Here is a 15,581-nt window from a genome sequence, read left to right as displayed (position 1 = left end):
TTCCCAGGAAAAATCGCTCGATTCGTGGGCTTGAACAGAAGCATGCTTGCCACGAAGCCAGAAACCTCCATCGGCAGCTAATGCATTGATTTGTCGGCATCCTTTTCGATGCGGATTCCTGCATCGTTTTAGCGTGGCGCAAGTTCGTTACCTGTAACGCCGTCTGTGCGATATTCTGAATATCGTTCTATTTCTAACCTCGGACCGCGTCGGGATATGCCGAAGTCGTCCGCTGAGCGAGTTGCCGACTATCGTGCCCGCAAGAAAGCTCAGGGCATGGTCACGTTGTCCGTTGTCGTCCCCGCGGCCGACGTTGCCCTGTTCAACCAGTTCGCGGCGCAGCGCCGTAATAAGCATCTCGAAGACAGGCACCCTGCTGGCGCGCCGAACGCAGATGGCGACCTATATTGCGGGCATCAGGACGTGGCTCGAGTAGATAGACCCTGCCCGCACGCTCAGGCCGCCACTTCGACCATCACGAAGTCGGCCTTGGTGGCACCGCACTCGGGGCATGCCCAGTCATCCGGGATGTCTTGCCAACGCGTGCCAGGCGCGATGCCCTCCGCGGGAAGTCCCGTTGCTTCGTCGTAGTAGAAACCGCAAAAAATGCATTGCCACTTTTTCATAGTCGTCGATGAGTCGTTGAGGGTGGGGGATCTTTCAGCGCGCTACGTCCCAGACGAGCGGCAGATAAAGCATGCCGTTGACGGAGCCGGAACCGCAGCGCGGCTTTTCGCCCTCGCGGATGCGGAAATCTGGAATGCGCTTGAGCCATTCCTGCAGGAACACCTTGATCTCCGTGCGCGCGAGAAACGAACCGGGGCAGCGATGCGGTCCGTTGCCGAAAGCCGCGTGAATCACCGGCTTGCGTGTCAGGTCAACGGCGAGCGGATCGCTGAACTTGCGGTCGTCGAGGCCGAACAGGGAGTTCGGCAACTGGATCTGGTCGCCCTTCCTGAACTGGATGCCCTTGTATTCCATGTCCTGTGTGATGAGCCGCGCGGTATTCGCCACGCCAAAGCGCCGAATCAGTTCGTCGACCGACGAAACCATCAGATCGGGATTCTCAATCAGCTGCCTCCGATGCGCCGGATTCTCGGCGAGAAAGCGCGCGATGAAACCCATCATCGATGCGACGGTATCGAGGCCGCCGAACAGCACGACGATAAACATCCCAAACATGCGCTCGGGGCTGATCGGCTTGCCTTCGATCTGCGCGTTGGCGACGAGGCTGACGAGATCGCCGCCTGCCTCTGCCTGACGCTTTTCCACCCAGGTGGAGATATACCCGATGAGCCGGTGCTGCGATTCGTTGCGCTCTTCGACGTTGCCACGCACGGCCCACTCCGCCCATTCGAGCAGTTGCTCGCGATCGCTCAACGGAAGATCTGCCAGCCGCAGGAAAATCACGATCGGCAGGATCTTCGAGAACTCCGACACGAACTCGCATTCGCCCCGCGGAGCGAGCTTTTCGATCAGCTCGATTGCGAGGTTGCGCACGTCGTTCTCCAGCGAGGCGATCGCTTGCGGCAGGAAAGCGGGCGTGATCAGGTTACGGTACGCGGTATGTTCGGGCGGGTCGAGTTCGAGCGGCACGAGCCGCGTCTCGTTGAGCGGCGGGATGTTGACGCTGCGATGCGAAAAGCGGGTATGGTCCCTCTGCATCGCCTCGATGTCTTCTCCTCGCGTCGCGATCCAGTGGCCGCCATGGTACGGAGACCAGACGATATCGGGCCCGGTGTGCAGCGTCATCCACGCGATATGAACATCGTCTTGCACGCCTGGCGGATTCATATAGTCGAAATCGACCACGAGTTCTCGCGGAACATGGTCCGGCACGGTCCAGTCTTTCGTAGGGTTCATCTCGCGTCTCCTATCATTTAGTCGTCTTCGAATGGATGAGTCGTCACACTGTGCATCAACGTGCTTGCGTTCATATTATGCAACGCCGTTCAGTTTTGATATTATACCGAAGCGAGCTTTTTTACATCAACGCCTATCGAACGGAGACAAGAGTGAGCGATTTCGTCAAGGACAAGGTGGTAGTGGTAACGGGTGCGGGTGCCGGCATCGGGCGCGATTTCGCGTTGCAATTCGCGGCGAACGGCGCAAAGGTCATCGTCAACGACCTTGGTCGCAACGCCGAAACCGGCCAATTCGCCGCGGAGCGCGTGGTCGAAGAAATCAAGGAGACCGGCGGGCAAGCGCTTGCTTCGACGGATAGCGTCGCTGAATGGGATTCCGCGCAGAAGATCGTGCAGGCCGCGCTGGACACGTTCGGCCGCATCGACTGTGTGGTCAACAACGCCGGCATCGTGCGTGACCGCATGTTCTTCAACATGAGCCTCGACGAGTGGAAGGCCGTCGTCGACGTGCATCTGAACGGATCGTTTTTCGTGGCACGCGCGGCGGCTCCGCATTTCAAGGCACAAAACGGCGGCAGCTTCGTTCATATGACCTCCACCTCGGGTCTGATCGGCAACATCGGACAGGCCAACTACTCCGCCGCCAAGATGGGGGTCGTCGGTCTGTCGAAGTCGATTGCCCTCGACATGGCGAAATTCAACGTGCGCTCGAACTGCATCGCGCCGTGGGCATGGACCGCGATGACGGCCTCGATCCCCTCGGAGACGCCTGAGCAAAAAGCACGGGTCGAAATTCTCAAGCGCATGGAATCGCGCAAGATCGCGCCGCTCGCGGTCTACCTCGCGTCCGACCAGGCCGCAAAGGTTTCGGGTCAGATCTTCGGCGTGCGCGCCAACGAGATCTACTTCTTCAACCAGATCCGCATGATCCGCTCGCTGCATCGCGACGGCGGCTGGACGCCCGAGGCGATTGCCGAGCAGGTGATGCCGGCGTTCGAAGCGAGCTTCTTCCCGAACGTGCCCTCCATGGCGCTCACGCCCTGGGATCCGGTGTAAGCGATACCGTGTCACGCCCGCGCCACCTGATGCGGTGGTGGCGCGGGCGGTGCGGCGCTCACACCCGCCACACCACTTACCCTTCCTCTGAACCGCGCACGCTCTCAGACATGCCAACGATGCGTCTTGCCTTCAGCAATACCGGCAAGTCCACCATCCGTCCATCTACGGACACCGCCCCGCCTTCTGCCCGCTCATACGCGTCGACGATTCGCTGCGCCTTGGCAATTTCATCCGCGCTCGGGCTGAACGTCGCATTGACCGCTGCAACCTGGCGCGGATGAATGCACAGCTTCCCGCCAAAGCCCAGCGATCGCGCCTTCGACGAATCCCCCGCGAGTTGCTGTTCGTCATCGATCGCTACCGTAACGCCGTCCACCGGGGACAGGATTCCAGCTACACGCGAGGCCAGCACGATACGCGAACGCGCGAGCAGCAACGCGTCCCATGAACCGTCACAATCCAGATCAAGCTCGAAGTCAACCGAACCGAATATGAGTCGCTCGACGCCGGGCATGCGCGCCACGTCCAGTGCGTTCCAGACGCCCTCGGCAGATTCGATGATCGGCAAGATGGGTTTCGCCGTTGCCGCCGCGACAGCGGTCAAAGCAGCCGGATTCTCCGCCTTGGGCAACACGACGCCATCGATACCATCGAACGCTGCGAGTGAGAGGTCCTGCTGGAACCACTGCGTACCCGCTCCATTGATGCGCAGCAGTACGCGAACCGGCGATGCCGAAAATGTTCGTACCGCACCGGCAACATGTGCACGCGCCGACGCTTTGTCCGCATCTGCGACAGCGTCCTCCAGGTCCACGATCACCGCATCCGCGCCTGCCGCGAGTGCCTTGGCGAATCGCTCGGGCTTGCTGCCCGGCACAAAAAGAAACGAACGCATAAGTCTCCCATTCAGCGTCCGGTCCGGCTACGGCGACCCCGCCAGCGGACCGGCTCGACGATCAGACCAGAGTAGCCGTGGCTTCCATGCGCAACGATCCGTCGCTGCCGGCGATCCACAAGCTCACCTTGTTTTGGTCCGATTCGTCCTGCTTTCCGCAAACATAGAAAGGCGCAGTGTCCACCACCGGTTTGATCGCGCGGAACGAAAACGCTCCGACGCGAGCGCCCGGCAGCTCCGATCCGAGCGAGTCCATCAGAAGCGTGGCGAGCAGCGGGCCATGCACGACGAGTCCCTCGTATCCCTCTTCGCCGATCGCGTAAGGCCGATCGTAGTGAATGCGATGACCATTCAACGTAAGCGCCGAGTAGCGAAACAGCAGCACCGGATCGGGATTGCTCTCGCGTGCCCATTGAGCGCCGATGGGCGCGGCCTGTAATGCTGCGGGCTTTTCGCCGGCAGCCGGATGATCGCGATACACGATATCCTGGCGCTCGACGATCGCAGGGCCATTAGCGTCGCTGATCTCGTGCTTGACCTTCACGAACACGAGATCGCCGGTACGTCCATGCTTGTGCGCAACACTCTCGATGCATGAAAGACGCGTGACCGCGCTACCCGCTTTCAGCGGCCGTAGAAACTCGAGTTGACTGCCCGCCCACATGCGGCGAGGCAAATCGACCGGCGGCAGAAAGCCGCCGCGTTTCGGATGACCGTCCGTCCCCACCATCGACTGGCGATGAACCGGCAGAAAATAAAGCCAGTGCCACAACGGCGGCAGGTCATCGCCACGTGCTGAAAGCGCGTCATCGTGGTCAAGCATGGCGCTGAGAGCCGCCATCGGCGTGGAGGTGACCTGGTCCTGCACTTGCTCAGTGCGCCCGGTCCATTGCTGCAAATACTCGATATCCATGAGCGTCGTGCCAATCACTTCAGATCCAGTGCGTCCCGAATCGCCGCAGCGATCGGAAGCAGCGGATCTTCTTCCGGCGTGGCCGGGTTGAACAGCTTGTTATGGCAGATCGCGACGGCGAGCCCGGTATCCGGATCGGCCCAGCCGATCGAATTGCCCTGCCCCGGATGGCACAAAGCGCGCGGCGAACGTGCCGCCGTCACCGGCGGATGGTTGCCGCCGAACCAGAAGCCACCGATCGTGATGGGAATCGGAAAGCCGAACATCACCGGGTCGGGCTCCTCGCTATTGGCGCGTGGCGTGTTCAGCGTGGCAACGAGTTCCTTCGAGAGTATCCTCACGCCGTCCAACTCGCCGCCGCATGCCAGCATTGCCCAGAAGCGCGCCTCGCTGCGCGCGTTGAAGATCCCGCCAACGCCCGCCACTTCCGCGCGCCGCACGTCCGGGCGCTCGAACACTTGCGGCGTCAATGCGACCTGTTGCGGCATCGAGCGCAAGAACAGCGGCGGCAGGTATTCCGCGGGAACCGGCACCATTGCATCGGTCAGACGTGCGATGCGCGGTTCGACTTCGTCGGGAATGCCGATCCACAGATCGTCGATGCCGAGCGGCATCGCAATCTCTTCCCGGACAAAACGGCCCAGCGAGCGCTTCTTCGGATCGGCGCGCCGCACCAGCTCGCCAACGATCCAGCCGAACGTCATCGACAGGTACAGCGTTTTCGTCCCCGGCTCCGCAAGCGGCTCAAGGTTGGCGATGGCGCCGGTCATCCACTGCCAGTCACACATCAGCTCCGGCGTGACGCCTTCGGGCATTTGCGGCACACACGCGCGATGCGTCAGCACATCGCGCACCGTCGTGTTCTGCTTGCCGTGCGCACCGTACTCTGGCCAGTAGCGCGTCACCGGCGCGTCGTATTCGATCAGCCCGCGGTCGGCCAGGATATGCAACGCCGTTGCAGCAACGGCCTTCGTCACCGAATACACATTGAACAGCGTTTCGCCATCGACCAGACGGCCGGTGGACGGATCGGCCACGCCGCTCCATGCGTCGATCATAAGCTTGCCGTTCAGATAGGCCGCCACCTGCACGCCGATCTCACCGCCTTCCCGTGTGGCACGGTCGAGCGCCTGCTGAACGATCGCGTTGCGCTCGGTTGATGCTTGCACTACCAAGGTCATATCGTGTCTCCCATTCGTGAACATTCGCGTTGACCGACTATGTCTTGCCGGACTGCGCGGCAATACCGGCGAGCCCTTCTAGCGCGAGCCCATAGCCCAGTTCGTCGAGCACGCGGCGCTTGAACGGCTGCGTGAAGACCGCGCGCGTGTATCGCAGCGTTTCGATCGGCTTCGCCGCGAGTTCGTGCGCCATTTGCCACGCACGTTCGAGCAACGTGTCGTGCGCGACGACTTCGCCGACGACGCCAAGCTCCCACGCACGCTGCGCCGTGATGCGCTCGCCGCTGAGAAGAAAGTAGCGGGCGCGGTTGTGGCCAATCAGCATCGGCCAGACGATCTGCACGCCGTCCGCCGGCACGACGCCGTGAACGAAGTGCGCCTGGTCCGAGATTTCGGCGCGACTGGATGCCAGCACGATATCCGACAGCACGAGCAACTCGGCATGAATGAGTGCCGGCCCGTTGATCGCGCCGATAACTGGAACCGGAATGTCCAGCAGTTGCATCAGCAGGTCCTGCCCTTCGCGCTGCAGGCGCGGCCAGGCTTGCGCAAGCGGCTCCGACGGCAACTCGGCGTAATTCATCGCGTCGCAGAACGAATCGCCGGTGCCGGTCAGGATCACTACGCGATTGTCGAGGTCGCGTGCGATCTGGTAGAACGCCTCGCCTAGCTGGCTGTGAATGCTGCGATCGAGCGCGCCCCACTTGAGCGGGCCACCCTCCGTATGCAAGCGCACTTGCAAAACTCCGTCGCGTCGCTCGAAATCGATGTTCGTAAAACGCCCGCTGTAATCTTCGAGGCGGCTCATCGCGCGTCCTCCAGGATCAGGCCGGCGGCGCGCCATGCCATCGCCATCATGGGGCCATTCGTGTTGCCGGAGATCATCGTGGGTGTGACGGAGAGATCCATCACGCGCAGGCGTTCGACACCGCGCACGCGCAGCCGCGAATCGAGCACGGCAAGCGTGTCCGATCCCATCTTGCAGGTACCGCAGGCGTGATAGCCGGATTGGCCTTCACGCCGGTAGAGGTCGAGAATCTCGTCATCGGTCTGGACGGCGGGGCCTGGGCGTGTCTCCCCTGCCAGCAGGCTGGCAAGCGGCTCGGCGGCCAGCACGCTGCGCATGAACCGGAAGGCGTTGACAGCCATCTGCCGGTCGTACGGATCGGCAAGGTAGTTCGCGACGACTTGGGGCGGCACGCGGGGGTCCGCGGACTGGATCCTGACGTGCCCTTCGCTGCGCGGGCGCAGCGGATAGCTGAAGAGCTGCATGCCTGGGAAAGACTCGAACGCGTAACCGGCCGCGCCGAAATCCATCGAGTACGGCGCCATCATCAGTTGAACGTCGGGACGCATCGCATCCGCCGCGGTCTTGACGAAGCCGCCCACCTGGTACGAGCCGAGCGACATCACGCCACGGCGGAACAGCAGATACTGCATCGCGTTGCGCCATAAGCGCATGCCGCCGAACTGGCGGTTCTGCGAATCGCGCCAATGCCGCAGGCGGGCTTGAAGCATATATAGATAGTGCTCGCGCAGGTTCCGTCCGACCCCCGGATTCGCCGCCACGACAGGAATGCCAAGCGACTGCAGATGGCCGGGATCGCCAACGCCCGACAGCTGCAAAAGCCGCGGCGACTCGATCGCGCCCGCCGACAGCACGACCTCGCGGCGCGCACGGTAAGCGATCTGCTGCCCAGCGCTTTCGCACTGCACGCCGACCGCGCGCGTGCCGTCAAACACGATTCGCGCGGCTTGTGTGCCGGTCACGACCGTGAGGTTCTTGCGCGCCCTCGCGGGCTTCAGAAAGGCTTCGGCCGAGCTTTGCCGACGACCGTTGCGTATCGTATAGATCAGGTAGGCGACGCCCTCATGATCGAGCCTGTTGATATCTTCAACGCGCCGCACGCCGAGCGACCGGCACGCCTCGAGTACGGCGTCGCCAATACGATTGCGCTGCGGGTACGGTGACACTTTCAGCGGGCCGCCCTCTCCACGCAGCTCATCGGCGCCGAGCGCGTGATCTTCGATCCGCCTGAAGCAAGGCGCCAGGTTCTGCCAGCTCCAGCCCTCGACACCCAGTTCGGCCCAGCCGTCGTAGTCCTCGGGATGACCTCGCATATACACCATGCCGTTGATGCTGCTGGAACCGCCGAGCATCTTGCCGCGAAGCCAGATTTCGTTGCGATGCCCGTTTCCGTGATCGGGCTGCACCGGAATGAACCAGGCATGAGCTGGATCGCCCAGCAGCTTGCCAAAGCCTTTCGGCATCCGGATCAACGGATTGCGATCTTCCGGACCTGCCTCGATGAGTAGCACGGTATGGTGCCCGCTCTCCGAAAGACGATTGGCTAGCACGCAACCCGCCGCACCCGCGCCAATCACGATAAAGTCAAACTCGGTCATCTATGCGTTCTCCACCGTGCGTGCAGACCAGCGCTACCTTATTAGCCGAAGATGACGGGAATCGAATGCGGAACGCGCATCATGATCCCGTTGATCTGTGGAGCTGGCGCGGCCGGATCGAGCCGAAGATTGGGCAGGCGATCGAGAATCGCGTTGAGCGCACGCGTCATTTCCACGCGCGCCAGGTGCTGGCCGATGCACACGTGCGGGCCATAGGCGAATGCAAAGTGCCGGTGACCAGCCTTGCGATAGATGTCGAACCTGTCCGGATCGGCGAAGCGGCTGGGGTCGCGATTGGCGCTGCCCGCCAGCACGTCGAGAAATGCGCCGGCAGGAATCTCGACACCGCCGAGCGTGACATCACGCGTCGCCATACGCGACTGCATCAGCACGGGGCCGTCCCAGCGCAGAGCCTCTTCGATCGCCGCCGCGACCAGCGTGCGATCCTGGCGCACCGCTTCGAGCTGTACCGGATCGCGCAGCAACGCAAGCAACAGTACGCTGGTCGCGCGATAGGTCGTGTCGCCGCCCGCATTCACCAGCTGGCGAAGAAACGAAATGACGACCTCGTCCGGTAGCCGCTCACCGTCCACCTCCGCGGTGGCCAGCGAGCTCACCAGATCGTCGCCAGGATGACTGCGGCGCTCGTCGACAAGCCGCGCGAAATAGGTGCCCAGCTTCGTCGATGCCTCCACGCCATGCTCGACATCGATCGAAACCAGCGTCTGTGCGATTGCTAGCTTGTGAAAGATCTTCACATCCTCCGGCGGCAATGCCAGTTGCCGATAGATGATATTGAACGGGTAGTGAAGCGTGAACTCGTTGACGAGATCCGCATGTCCGCGATCCATGAATTTCGACATCAGCTCGCTCACCACCGGGTCGACCAGCGTATCGCCCCATGCCGCGACGGTATTCGGCAAAAAGGCCTTCTGGAAGATGCGGCGGTAGCGCGAGTGCTCGGGCGCATCCATCGTCGAGATACTGCGCCCGAAGCTGATGCCGAGATTGCGCTCGTACGACTTGTTCGAATACGTTGCCGGGTCGCCAAGCACCTTCGAGACCTCGTCGTATCCGAATACGGAATAGTGCGCGACGTCGGACATCGTCAGGTCCCGCGGCGCCGCCCATCAGCACACGGTAGTCACCCTGCTGAACCGCAGCCTTTTCCCGCAGTTCCGCAATGCGTGGATAAGGGTCCGCATCGGCACCGTAAGCGAGTGAATCCTCGAAAAAAGGGTTGAACTTAGCATCGTCGAAGTCCTCGAGTTGCAGCGCGCCGGCCATGGTTGCTGTCTCCATCAATCGTTTGTTTGCAGGCACCTCTGTTTTTGCGCGAGGTACCAATACTTGAACTATGTTCTATTTTGCACAGGTGTGCAAGATCGATCTATCATTCGCGGAAAGGGATGTCGCGCGCTTTCTGGCTCGCGCCCCGCCATCAAAGGGAAACCATGCCGTCCAGCACCACGCACGCCGCCAGCAGACGGGCGACTGCCATCAATGAACCGCGCGCCACGGCGCGCAGCACGACGCCAGAACGCATTCTCGATACCGCCGAGCGGCTGTTCGCGATGCACGGCTACTTCGGCACGTCGATTCGCGACATCATGCAAAGCTGTGGCATGGAGCTGAGCCTCGCGCGGTACCACTTCGGCAGCAAAGACGCGCTGTTTCAGCAGGCGATCGGCCGCCGCGCAGCGGTGATCAGCCGGCAGGTCATCGAATCGCTCGAGGCCGAACTGGCAGCGCTGCAAGGCAAGCGTCCCGACGTGGAAGCAATCGTGACCGCACTTTCCGCACCGGCCTTCGCGCATCTGGAGAGCGGCGATCCGGGGTGGCGAAATTACCTGCGCCTGCTAACCCAGATTGGCTGTCTTCTGGAGCGCCCCGATCTCACGGCGCCGTTTTATGACCAATACGCGCCTGCGGCCGCGCGCTACGGTGACGCCTTCGCCAACGCACTTCCCCGCGTCACGCGGGAGACCGTCGAACTGGTGCAGCATTTCGTCGAGTCGGTGTTTCATCTGGTGCTCAACGAGCTTTACGCGCAGGAAGCACGCTCCGGAGCGAAGGCACTCACGACAGCACATATCGAGCGCATGCGCACCTATTTGATTCGTTTCGCGGTTGGCGGCATCGAGGCGATGGTCAGCTCCGCCTCGGCCCAACGGGGTTCATGAGCATTGACAGTCGCAGCGACCGTCGTTCACAATTTAGAACATTATTCAGACTTACTGTGGCCGCAGCGAGCCTGCGGCTGTGCGAGATGGAGTTAGCCTCATGACAGCTGGAGACGCAGAGAACACCGCGCTGATCGTCGGGGCGGGTCACGCAGCGGGAGAATGCGCGACCGCGATCCGCGACCAGGGATGGACGGGACGCATCGTGATGGTGGGAGAAGAACCGCATTTGCCCTACCAACGGCCGCCGCTCTCCAAGGCATTCCTGTCGGGCGAATCGACCGCCGAGCAGCTGTACCTGAAACCGCTGTCCACGTACGACAAAGCGCGTGTCGAGTTCATCCCGAACACGCGCGTGCAGCGCATCGACCGTGACGCGAAACGGGTCACGCTGTCCAACGGCAGCGAAATCGGCTATACGAAACTGGTTCTGGCCACCGGCGGCCGCGCGCGGCGCCTCGCGTTGCCGGGTATCGAAGCGATCGAGAAGCTGCAGAATTTTCACTACCTTCGCACGCTCGATCACGTCGCGCGCATTCGAAACCAGTTTCATGCCGGCTCGCGCCTCGTGATCATCGGCGGTGGATATGTCGGGCTGGAGGTGGCTGCGGTAGCCGTGAAGCGCGGCTTGCGCGTCACCGTGCTCGAAGCGTTGCCGCGCGTCCTCGCGCGCGTCACGGCTCCCGAGCTTTCCACGTTCTACGAGGAAGTTCACCGCGAAGCCGGAGTCGACATCCGTACCAACGCGATCGTGAGTGAGTTCGAACTCGACGCATCCGGCGACGCCGTTGCCGCCGTGTGCTGCGTTGACGGCACGCGCGTCGCCGCGGATCTCGTCATCGTCGGCGTGGGACTGGAGCCCGCCACCGAACTTGCACAAGCGGCCGGCCTTGCTGTCGACAACGGCATCATGGTCGACGAACACACGCGCACGTCCGACCCGGACATTTTTGCGGTCGGGGATTGCACCAACCACCCCAACCCTTCGCTCGGTCGCCGCCTGCGTCTCGAGTCCGTCCCTAACGCGCTGGAGCAGGCCCGCACCGCCGCTGCGTCGTTGTGCGGCAAGGAGCGTGTCTACAACAGCGTGCCGTGGTTCTGGTCCGACCAATACGATCTGAAGCTCAAGATGGTCGGCTTGTCCGTCGGCTACGACGAGTTCGTGCTGCGCGGCGACCCCAAAGCCCGCTCTTTCTCGGCGTTTTATCTCAAGGACGGCGTCATGCTGGCAGCCGATACGGTCAGCCGTGTACCCGAATTCGTGCTGGCCAAGCGTTTCGTTGCCGAGAAAATACCCGTCCGCGCCGCCGATCTCGCCAACGAATCGATCCCGTTGAAAAGTCTGCTTCCCTAGTCCAACCCATTTTTCAGAGGTTCAGACATGCCGCTCATTCGATTCATCCAGCCTGACGGCAGCGAGGCCGCGGTAAGCGCCAACGTTGGCGATTCAGTCATGCAAACGGCGGTGAACAATCAGGTCCCAGGCATTCTCGGCGATTGCGGCGGCAGCTGCAGTTGCGCAACCTGTCACGCGTATGTCGACGACACCTGGAGCAGCCACATGCCGGCGGCGGAATCCTATGAAGTCGACATGCTCACCTGCGCGATGGACGTGCGCGAAAACAGCCGTCTGACATGCCAGATCTTCATGACGCCGGAACTGGACGGGCTGGTGGTGCGTCTGCCCGGTTCGGCGGGGTGAGCGCAATGGGCACAGATGCCTCCCGCACGACGCTGATCACCGGCGCTGCCTCAGGCATGGGCGCGGCGCTGGCCCGGCATCTGACGACGCTCGGCGAACGGGTGATCGGCGTCGATCTCCACGATGCGGATGTTTGCGCGGACCTCACTGTCCCGGCGGAGCGCGCGGCGCTCGTCGAGCGCGTGCAGCGCCTCACGTCGTCGATCGATGCGGTGGTCGCCTGCGCCGGAGTGTCGCCCCCCGTGTCCGGCGACACGCTGGTGTCGGTAAATTACTTCGGCGTTACCGATCTGCTGCCGCGTCTGTTGCCGCTCCTGCGTCTCGCCAGCGAGCCACGCGTCGTGGTGATCTCATCGCTCGCCTCGCTTCATCCAGTCGATGCGCGCCTCGTCGAGTTGTGCCTCGACGGCGACGAAGCCGCCGCACGCGAACGGGCTGGAAAGATCGGCGCTCAAAGCTATGCGTCATCCAAACGCGCGCTGACGCAATGGATACGGCGCACGGCGGTGCTGCCCGGGTGGGCCGACGGGGGCGTGTTGCTAAACGGCGTCGCGCCGGGCATCGTGAAGACGCCGATGGTCGCACCGCTGCTGGAAACGGCCGAGGGACGCGAGGTGCTTGCCGCCGGTGTACCCACGGCCGTGCACGACTATGCAACCGCTGAGCAGATCGTGCCGCTCCTCGCATTCCTCGCCAGTTCCGCCAATGGCTACATGGTGGGCCAAGTCCCGTTCGTCGATGGGGGTGCAGACGTGCTCTTGCGTGGGGAAGCGGCGCTGTAGCAGGCAAGAGCCAAAGACGAGACCGAGCTTACGGCACCTTCGTCAACGCGTCGATCGCGTGCTGTTCGCTCGTGCTCCAGAACGCCGCCCACGTCGGAAATCCCTGCGGAAGGCGCGGCTGATACCGGTCGCCTTCATACTTGCCGGGCCAGTGCTGGAAGCGCGGCGCACCGGGGCGAGCGAGCCAGTCCGTCGAATACCAATGCTGTTCGTCGCGACGCTCGAAGCACCACTGGCCGTCGCGCCGCACATAGTGATCGAAGTAGCAGATCGCCATCACCACCCACGCTCCATTGTCCTCGTGCTCCGCGCGACAATAGACGCTTCCCGTCGCATGGTCGGCATCGATGAAATCGACGACGTGGCCGCAGATCTGGTGAATGCTGCGATAAAAGCCGCGCAGAATATGCTCGGACCCGTAGAACGTCTTCAATGCCGCGCGCCCGACGCCCCATCGGCCGCAATTGACGTCTCCGGCGAACAGTTGCACCAGGCTGTCCAGATCGCGCGAATCGACCGCGAGCGCGTATCGGACCGGCAACTGCTGGATGGCGAACTGCGCCTCGATGCGCTCGATGCGCGCGAGCAGCGCTGAATCCATCGTCATGCCTTCCCCTTCGTAGCGTTGGCCATCGCGGCCGGGCGCGCGCGGATTTCGTCGGCATAGTAAGGCTGGTGTGAAAGCAATCCGCCATCGACGTTGAACACCTGGCCCGTGACGAACGCCGCCTCATCCGAAGCGAGGTACACCACCGCATGGGCAATGTCTTCGGGCTGCCCGAGGCGAGGCGTGAGATGGTGGCTCAGCATCATCTCTCCGGTCTCCCCCGCGTAGTACGCCTGGGTCACCGGCGTGACGATCAGGCCCGGAGCGATCGCGTTGCAGCGTATCCCTTCCTTGCCGTGCTGCGCGGCGACGTAGCGCGTCAGCGCCTCGATACCGGCCTTGCAGACGCCGTACGCGCTATACCCCAGCGCGCCCGCCTGAGCGGCACCGGAAGAGGTATTGATAATCGAACCGCCGCCTCGTGCGCGCATTAGCGGCAGCGCGCACCGCGAAGCCAGCATGGTGCCGCGAAGATTGATGCGCATCGTGTCGTCCCAGACCCCGACGTCGAGTGCCTCGACTGCCGCATCGGCAGTACTGGAAAGCGATGTGGCCGCGGCGTTGTTATGCAGGATATCGAGCCCGCCCCAAGTCTTGAGCGTCAGATCGAACAATGCATCGATCGAACTTTCGTCGCCGATATCGACCTGCGCCGGGACCGCGTGGCCCCCCGCTTCGTTAATACGACGAACCTGTTCCTGCGCGCCTTCGAGATTCAGGTCCGCCACGACGAGCAAGGCGCCCTCCTGCGCGAGCCTGGCGGCACAGGCAGCGCCGATACCGGATGCGGCCCCGGTCACGATGGCAATCTTTTGCTTCACGCGTTGCATGATCTGCTCCTCGTCTCAGCCCGTTATCGGTGTCTGGCCGCCTGCCGCAACGCGGTCGAGATGAAAGTCGATATCGCCGAACATCTTCTCCATCATCGTCATCTTGCGGAAGTAGTGGCCTATTGGGTATTCCTCGGTGAGCCCCATGCCACCGTGCAACTGGATGCCCTGCGCGCAAACGAAGCGATTGGCGCGCGCGGCAACGGCTTTGGCCGCCGAGATGACGCGGCTGCGTTCGGCCGCCGGGCCGTTCAGGTGCGCGATCCCGCAGTACAGCATCGAACGCGCCTCCTGCGTGGCGACGAACATCTCAGCCATGCGATGCTGCAACGCCTGGAACTTGCCGATAGGCTGGCCGAACTGCGAGCGTCCCTTGATGTACTCCGAAGTGATCGCCATCACGGCTTCCATCATGCCAAGGCTCTCGGCCACGCTCGCGAGACTGGCGAGTTCCGTTGCCTGCGTGAGCACCTGCAGCGAGCGTTCAGGTCCGACGATCAATGCATCTTCACTGAGCTCGACGTTGTGCAGGTCGATATCCGCGGCACGCGATCCATCGAGCAAGCGGTACGACCGGCACGTCACGCCCGCGGCCCGGCGATCGACAAGAAAAACGCCCACGCCTTGCGACGCGCCTTCGACTCGCGCGGTCACGAGCAGCTGGTCCGCCGACGCGCCGGCGATCACCAGCGTCTTCGCGCCGCTGATCAGGTAACCCGAGGCGCTCTTGAGCGCGTGCGTTTGCGCGTGGCATCCCAGCTTGTATCGGCTGCCCGCTTCGCTGTCCGCGAGCGACAGCAGCAGCGTGCCGTCGATGACGGCGGGCAGCAGCGTCTCACGCTGGCGCGGCGCATCGCCTCGTTCGACGATCGTGGCGCAAAGCAGCGCCGTCTGCACGACCGGCTCGAGCGCCATACCGCGGCCGAGCGCCTCCATCACGATCGCCGTTTCAACGAACGAGCACCCGAGACCGCCGACGTGTTCCGGCATCGTCAGCCCGAGCCAGCCAAGCTCGGCATAGGCGCGCCAATGTTCGCGGCTGAACCCCTCTTGCCCCGCCGCGATGCGCGTGCGCGCCTCGAATCCATATTCCTGCTGAACGTAGCGCTCTGCGCCGTCTTTTAGCATCAATTGTTCTTCAGAGAAGTTGAAGTCCAT

Annotated in this window: 16 protein-coding genes; 5 read left to right on the top strand and 11 right to left on the bottom strand. The window is 62.8% G+C overall.

Going from position 1 to position 15,581, the window contains the following annotated elements:
- Nucleotides 1–455: 455 nt before the first annotated feature.
- Nucleotides 456–626: a rubredoxin gene (locus tag OKW43_RS36045; protein WP_429453258.1), complete on the bottom strand. Its 171-nt coding sequence runs from the start codon at nt 624–626 to the stop codon at nt 456–458.
- A gap of 34 nt (nt 627–660) precedes the next feature.
- Nucleotides 661–1,863, bottom strand: a complete 1,203-nt coding sequence (locus tag OKW43_RS36040) for a cytochrome P450 (RefSeq protein ID WP_187633558.1) — start codon at nt 1,861–1,863, stop codon at nt 661–663.
- A gap of 152 nt (nt 1,864–2,015) precedes the next feature.
- On the opposite strand from OKW43_RS36040, the gene OKW43_RS36035 reads away from it, so the two are divergent.
- Nucleotides 2,016–2,921 (top strand): SDR family NAD(P)-dependent oxidoreductase, encoded by a 906-nt coding sequence (locus OKW43_RS36035; RefSeq protein WP_187633559.1) that lies wholly within the window; start codon nt 2,016–2,018, stop codon nt 2,919–2,921.
- Between the two features lie 76 nt (nt 2,922–2,997).
- Here OKW43_RS36035 and OKW43_RS36030 read toward each other — a convergent pair whose 3' ends face one another.
- The 6 genes from OKW43_RS36030 to OKW43_RS36005 form a co-directional block, all read right to left on the bottom strand.
- The gene (locus OKW43_RS36030) at nt 2,998–3,819 is read right to left on the bottom strand and encodes an HpcH/HpaI aldolase/citrate lyase family protein (protein WP_429453255.1); all 822 of its coding nucleotides are present in this window, start codon (nt 3,817–3,819) and stop codon (nt 2,998–3,000) included.
- A 61-nt stretch (nt 3,820–3,880) separates the two neighbouring features.
- Nucleotides 3,881–4,732 carry an FAS1-like dehydratase domain-containing protein gene (locus tag OKW43_RS36025; protein WP_429453253.1) on the bottom strand — a complete coding sequence of 284 codons (852 nt, stop codon included), beginning with the start codon at nt 4,730–4,732 and terminating at the stop codon, nt 3,881–3,883.
- Nucleotides 4,733–4,746: 14 nt separating this feature from the next.
- Nucleotides 4,747–5,913 carry a serine hydrolase domain-containing protein gene (locus OKW43_RS36020; protein ID WP_429453251.1) on the bottom strand — a complete coding sequence of 389 codons (1,167 nt, stop codon included), beginning with the start codon at nt 5,911–5,913 and terminating at the stop codon, nt 4,747–4,749.
- 37 nt (nt 5,914–5,950) lie between these two features.
- Nucleotides 5,951–6,721, bottom strand: coding sequence for an enoyl-CoA hydratase/isomerase family protein (locus OKW43_RS36015; RefSeq protein WP_429453249.1), 771 nt, complete (start codon nt 6,719–6,721; stop codon nt 5,951–5,953).
- On the bottom strand, nt 6,718–8,319 hold the full coding sequence (locus OKW43_RS36010) for a GMC family oxidoreductase (RefSeq protein ID WP_429453247.1): 1,602 nt from the start codon (nt 8,317–8,319) through the stop codon (nt 6,718–6,720). The genes OKW43_RS36015 and OKW43_RS36010 overlap by 4 nt, the downstream gene beginning before the upstream one ends.
- Before the next feature lie 41 nt (nt 8,320–8,360).
- Nucleotides 8,361–9,425 (bottom strand): cytochrome P450, encoded by a 1,065-nt coding sequence (locus OKW43_RS36005; protein ID WP_429453245.1) that lies wholly within the window; start codon nt 9,423–9,425, stop codon nt 8,361–8,363.
- Between the two features lie 207 nt (nt 9,426–9,632).
- Here OKW43_RS36005 and OKW43_RS36000 point away from each other — a divergent pair, with 207 nt between their 5' ends.
- From OKW43_RS36000 to OKW43_RS35985, 4 genes are all read left to right on the top strand, one after another.
- The gene (locus OKW43_RS36000; protein WP_429453243.1) at nt 9,633–10,502 is read left to right on the top strand and encodes a TetR/AcrR family transcriptional regulator; all 870 of its coding nucleotides are present in this window, start codon (nt 9,633–9,635) and stop codon (nt 10,500–10,502) included.
- 100 nt (nt 10,503–10,602) lie between these two features.
- Complete coding sequence (locus tag OKW43_RS35995; RefSeq protein WP_429453241.1) at nt 10,603–11,856, top strand: NAD(P)/FAD-dependent oxidoreductase; 1,254 nt, start codon at nt 10,603–10,605, stop codon at nt 11,854–11,856.
- Nucleotides 11,857–11,883: 27 nt separating this feature from the next.
- Nucleotides 11,884–12,204: a 2Fe-2S iron-sulfur cluster-binding protein gene (locus tag OKW43_RS35990; RefSeq protein ID WP_429453239.1), complete on the top strand. Its 321-nt coding sequence runs from the start codon at nt 11,884–11,886 to the stop codon at nt 12,202–12,204.
- A 5-nt stretch (nt 12,205–12,209) separates the two neighbouring features.
- Nucleotides 12,210–12,986, top strand: a complete 777-nt coding sequence (locus tag OKW43_RS35985; RefSeq protein WP_429453237.1) for an SDR family oxidoreductase — start codon at nt 12,210–12,212, stop codon at nt 12,984–12,986.
- Nucleotides 12,987–13,014: 28 nt separating this feature from the next.
- Here the strand turns inward: OKW43_RS35985 and OKW43_RS35980 are convergent, their stop codons facing one another.
- Genes OKW43_RS35980 through OKW43_RS35970 form a run of 3 tightly spaced genes read right to left on the bottom strand, consistent with a single transcriptional unit; the run spans nt 13,015 to nt 15,581 of the window.
- Nucleotides 13,015–13,593 (bottom strand): nuclear transport factor 2 family protein, encoded by a 579-nt coding sequence (locus OKW43_RS35980; RefSeq protein ID WP_429453235.1) that lies wholly within the window; start codon nt 13,591–13,593, stop codon nt 13,015–13,017.
- Nucleotides 13,590–14,423, bottom strand: coding sequence for an SDR family oxidoreductase (locus OKW43_RS35975; RefSeq protein WP_429292152.1), 834 nt, complete (start codon nt 14,421–14,423; stop codon nt 13,590–13,592). Before OKW43_RS35975 ends, OKW43_RS35980 begins: the two co-directional genes overlap by 4 nt.
- A gap of 15 nt (nt 14,424–14,438) precedes the next feature.
- The gene (locus OKW43_RS35970) at nt 14,439–15,581 is read right to left on the bottom strand and encodes an acyl-CoA dehydrogenase family protein (protein ID WP_429453233.1); all 1,143 of its coding nucleotides are present in this window, start codon (nt 15,579–15,581) and stop codon (nt 14,439–14,441) included.

The sequence above is a fragment of the Paraburkholderia sp. WC7.3g genome (assembly GCF_050436345.1).
GTDB classification, from domain to species: Bacteria; Pseudomonadota; Gammaproteobacteria; order Burkholderiales; family Burkholderiaceae; genus Paraburkholderia; species Paraburkholderia podalyriae.
Note: the sequence above shows the minus strand (reverse complement) of the source record. Positions and strands in the feature narration are given on the sequence as shown.

Coding starts and splice junctions, on each gene's coding strand:
- OKW43_RS35980 (WP_429453235.1), bottom strand. CDS start 13,593: ATGACGATGGATTCAGCGCTGCTCGCGCGCATCGAGCGCATCGAGGCG.
- OKW43_RS35975 (WP_429292152.1), bottom strand. CDS start 14,423: ATGCAACGCGTGAAGCAAAAGATTGCCATCGTGACCGGGGCCGCATCC.
- OKW43_RS35990 (WP_429453239.1), top strand. CDS start 11,884: ATGCCGCTCATTCGATTCATCCAGCCTGACGGCAGCGAGGCCGCGGTA.
- OKW43_RS36025 (WP_429453253.1), bottom strand. CDS start 4,732: ATGGATATCGAGTATTTGCAGCAATGGACCGGGCGCACTGAGCAAGTG.
- OKW43_RS36005 (WP_429453245.1), bottom strand. CDS start 9,425: ATGTCCGACGTCGCGCACTATTCCGTATTCGGATACGACGAGGTCTCG.
- OKW43_RS36020 (WP_429453251.1), bottom strand. CDS start 5,913: ATGACCTTGGTAGTGCAAGCATCAACCGAGCGCAACGCGATCGTTCAG.
- OKW43_RS36040 (WP_187633558.1), bottom strand. CDS start 1,863: ATGAACCCTACGAAAGACTGGACCGTGCCGGACCATGTTCCGCGAGAA.
- OKW43_RS36010 (WP_429453247.1), bottom strand. CDS start 8,319: ATGACCGAGTTTGACTTTATCGTGATTGGCGCGGGTGCGGCGGGTTGC.
- OKW43_RS36015 (WP_429453249.1), bottom strand. CDS start 6,721: ATGAGCCGCCTCGAAGATTACAGCGGGCGTTTTACGAACATCGATTTC.
- OKW43_RS35970 (WP_429453233.1), bottom strand. CDS start 15,581: ATGGACTTCAACTTCTCTGAAGAACAATTGATGCTAAAAGACGGCGCA.
- OKW43_RS36030 (WP_429453255.1), bottom strand. CDS start 3,819: ATGCGTTCGTTTCTTTTTGTGCCGGGCAGCAAGCCCGAGCGATTCGCC.
- OKW43_RS36045 (WP_429453258.1), bottom strand. CDS start 626: ATGAAAAAGTGGCAATGCATTTTTTGCGGTTTCTACTACGACGAAGCA.
- OKW43_RS35995 (WP_429453241.1), top strand. CDS start 10,603: ATGACAGCTGGAGACGCAGAGAACACCGCGCTGATCGTCGGGGCGGGT.
- OKW43_RS35985 (WP_429453237.1), top strand. CDS start 12,210: ATGGGCACAGATGCCTCCCGCACGACGCTGATCACCGGCGCTGCCTCA.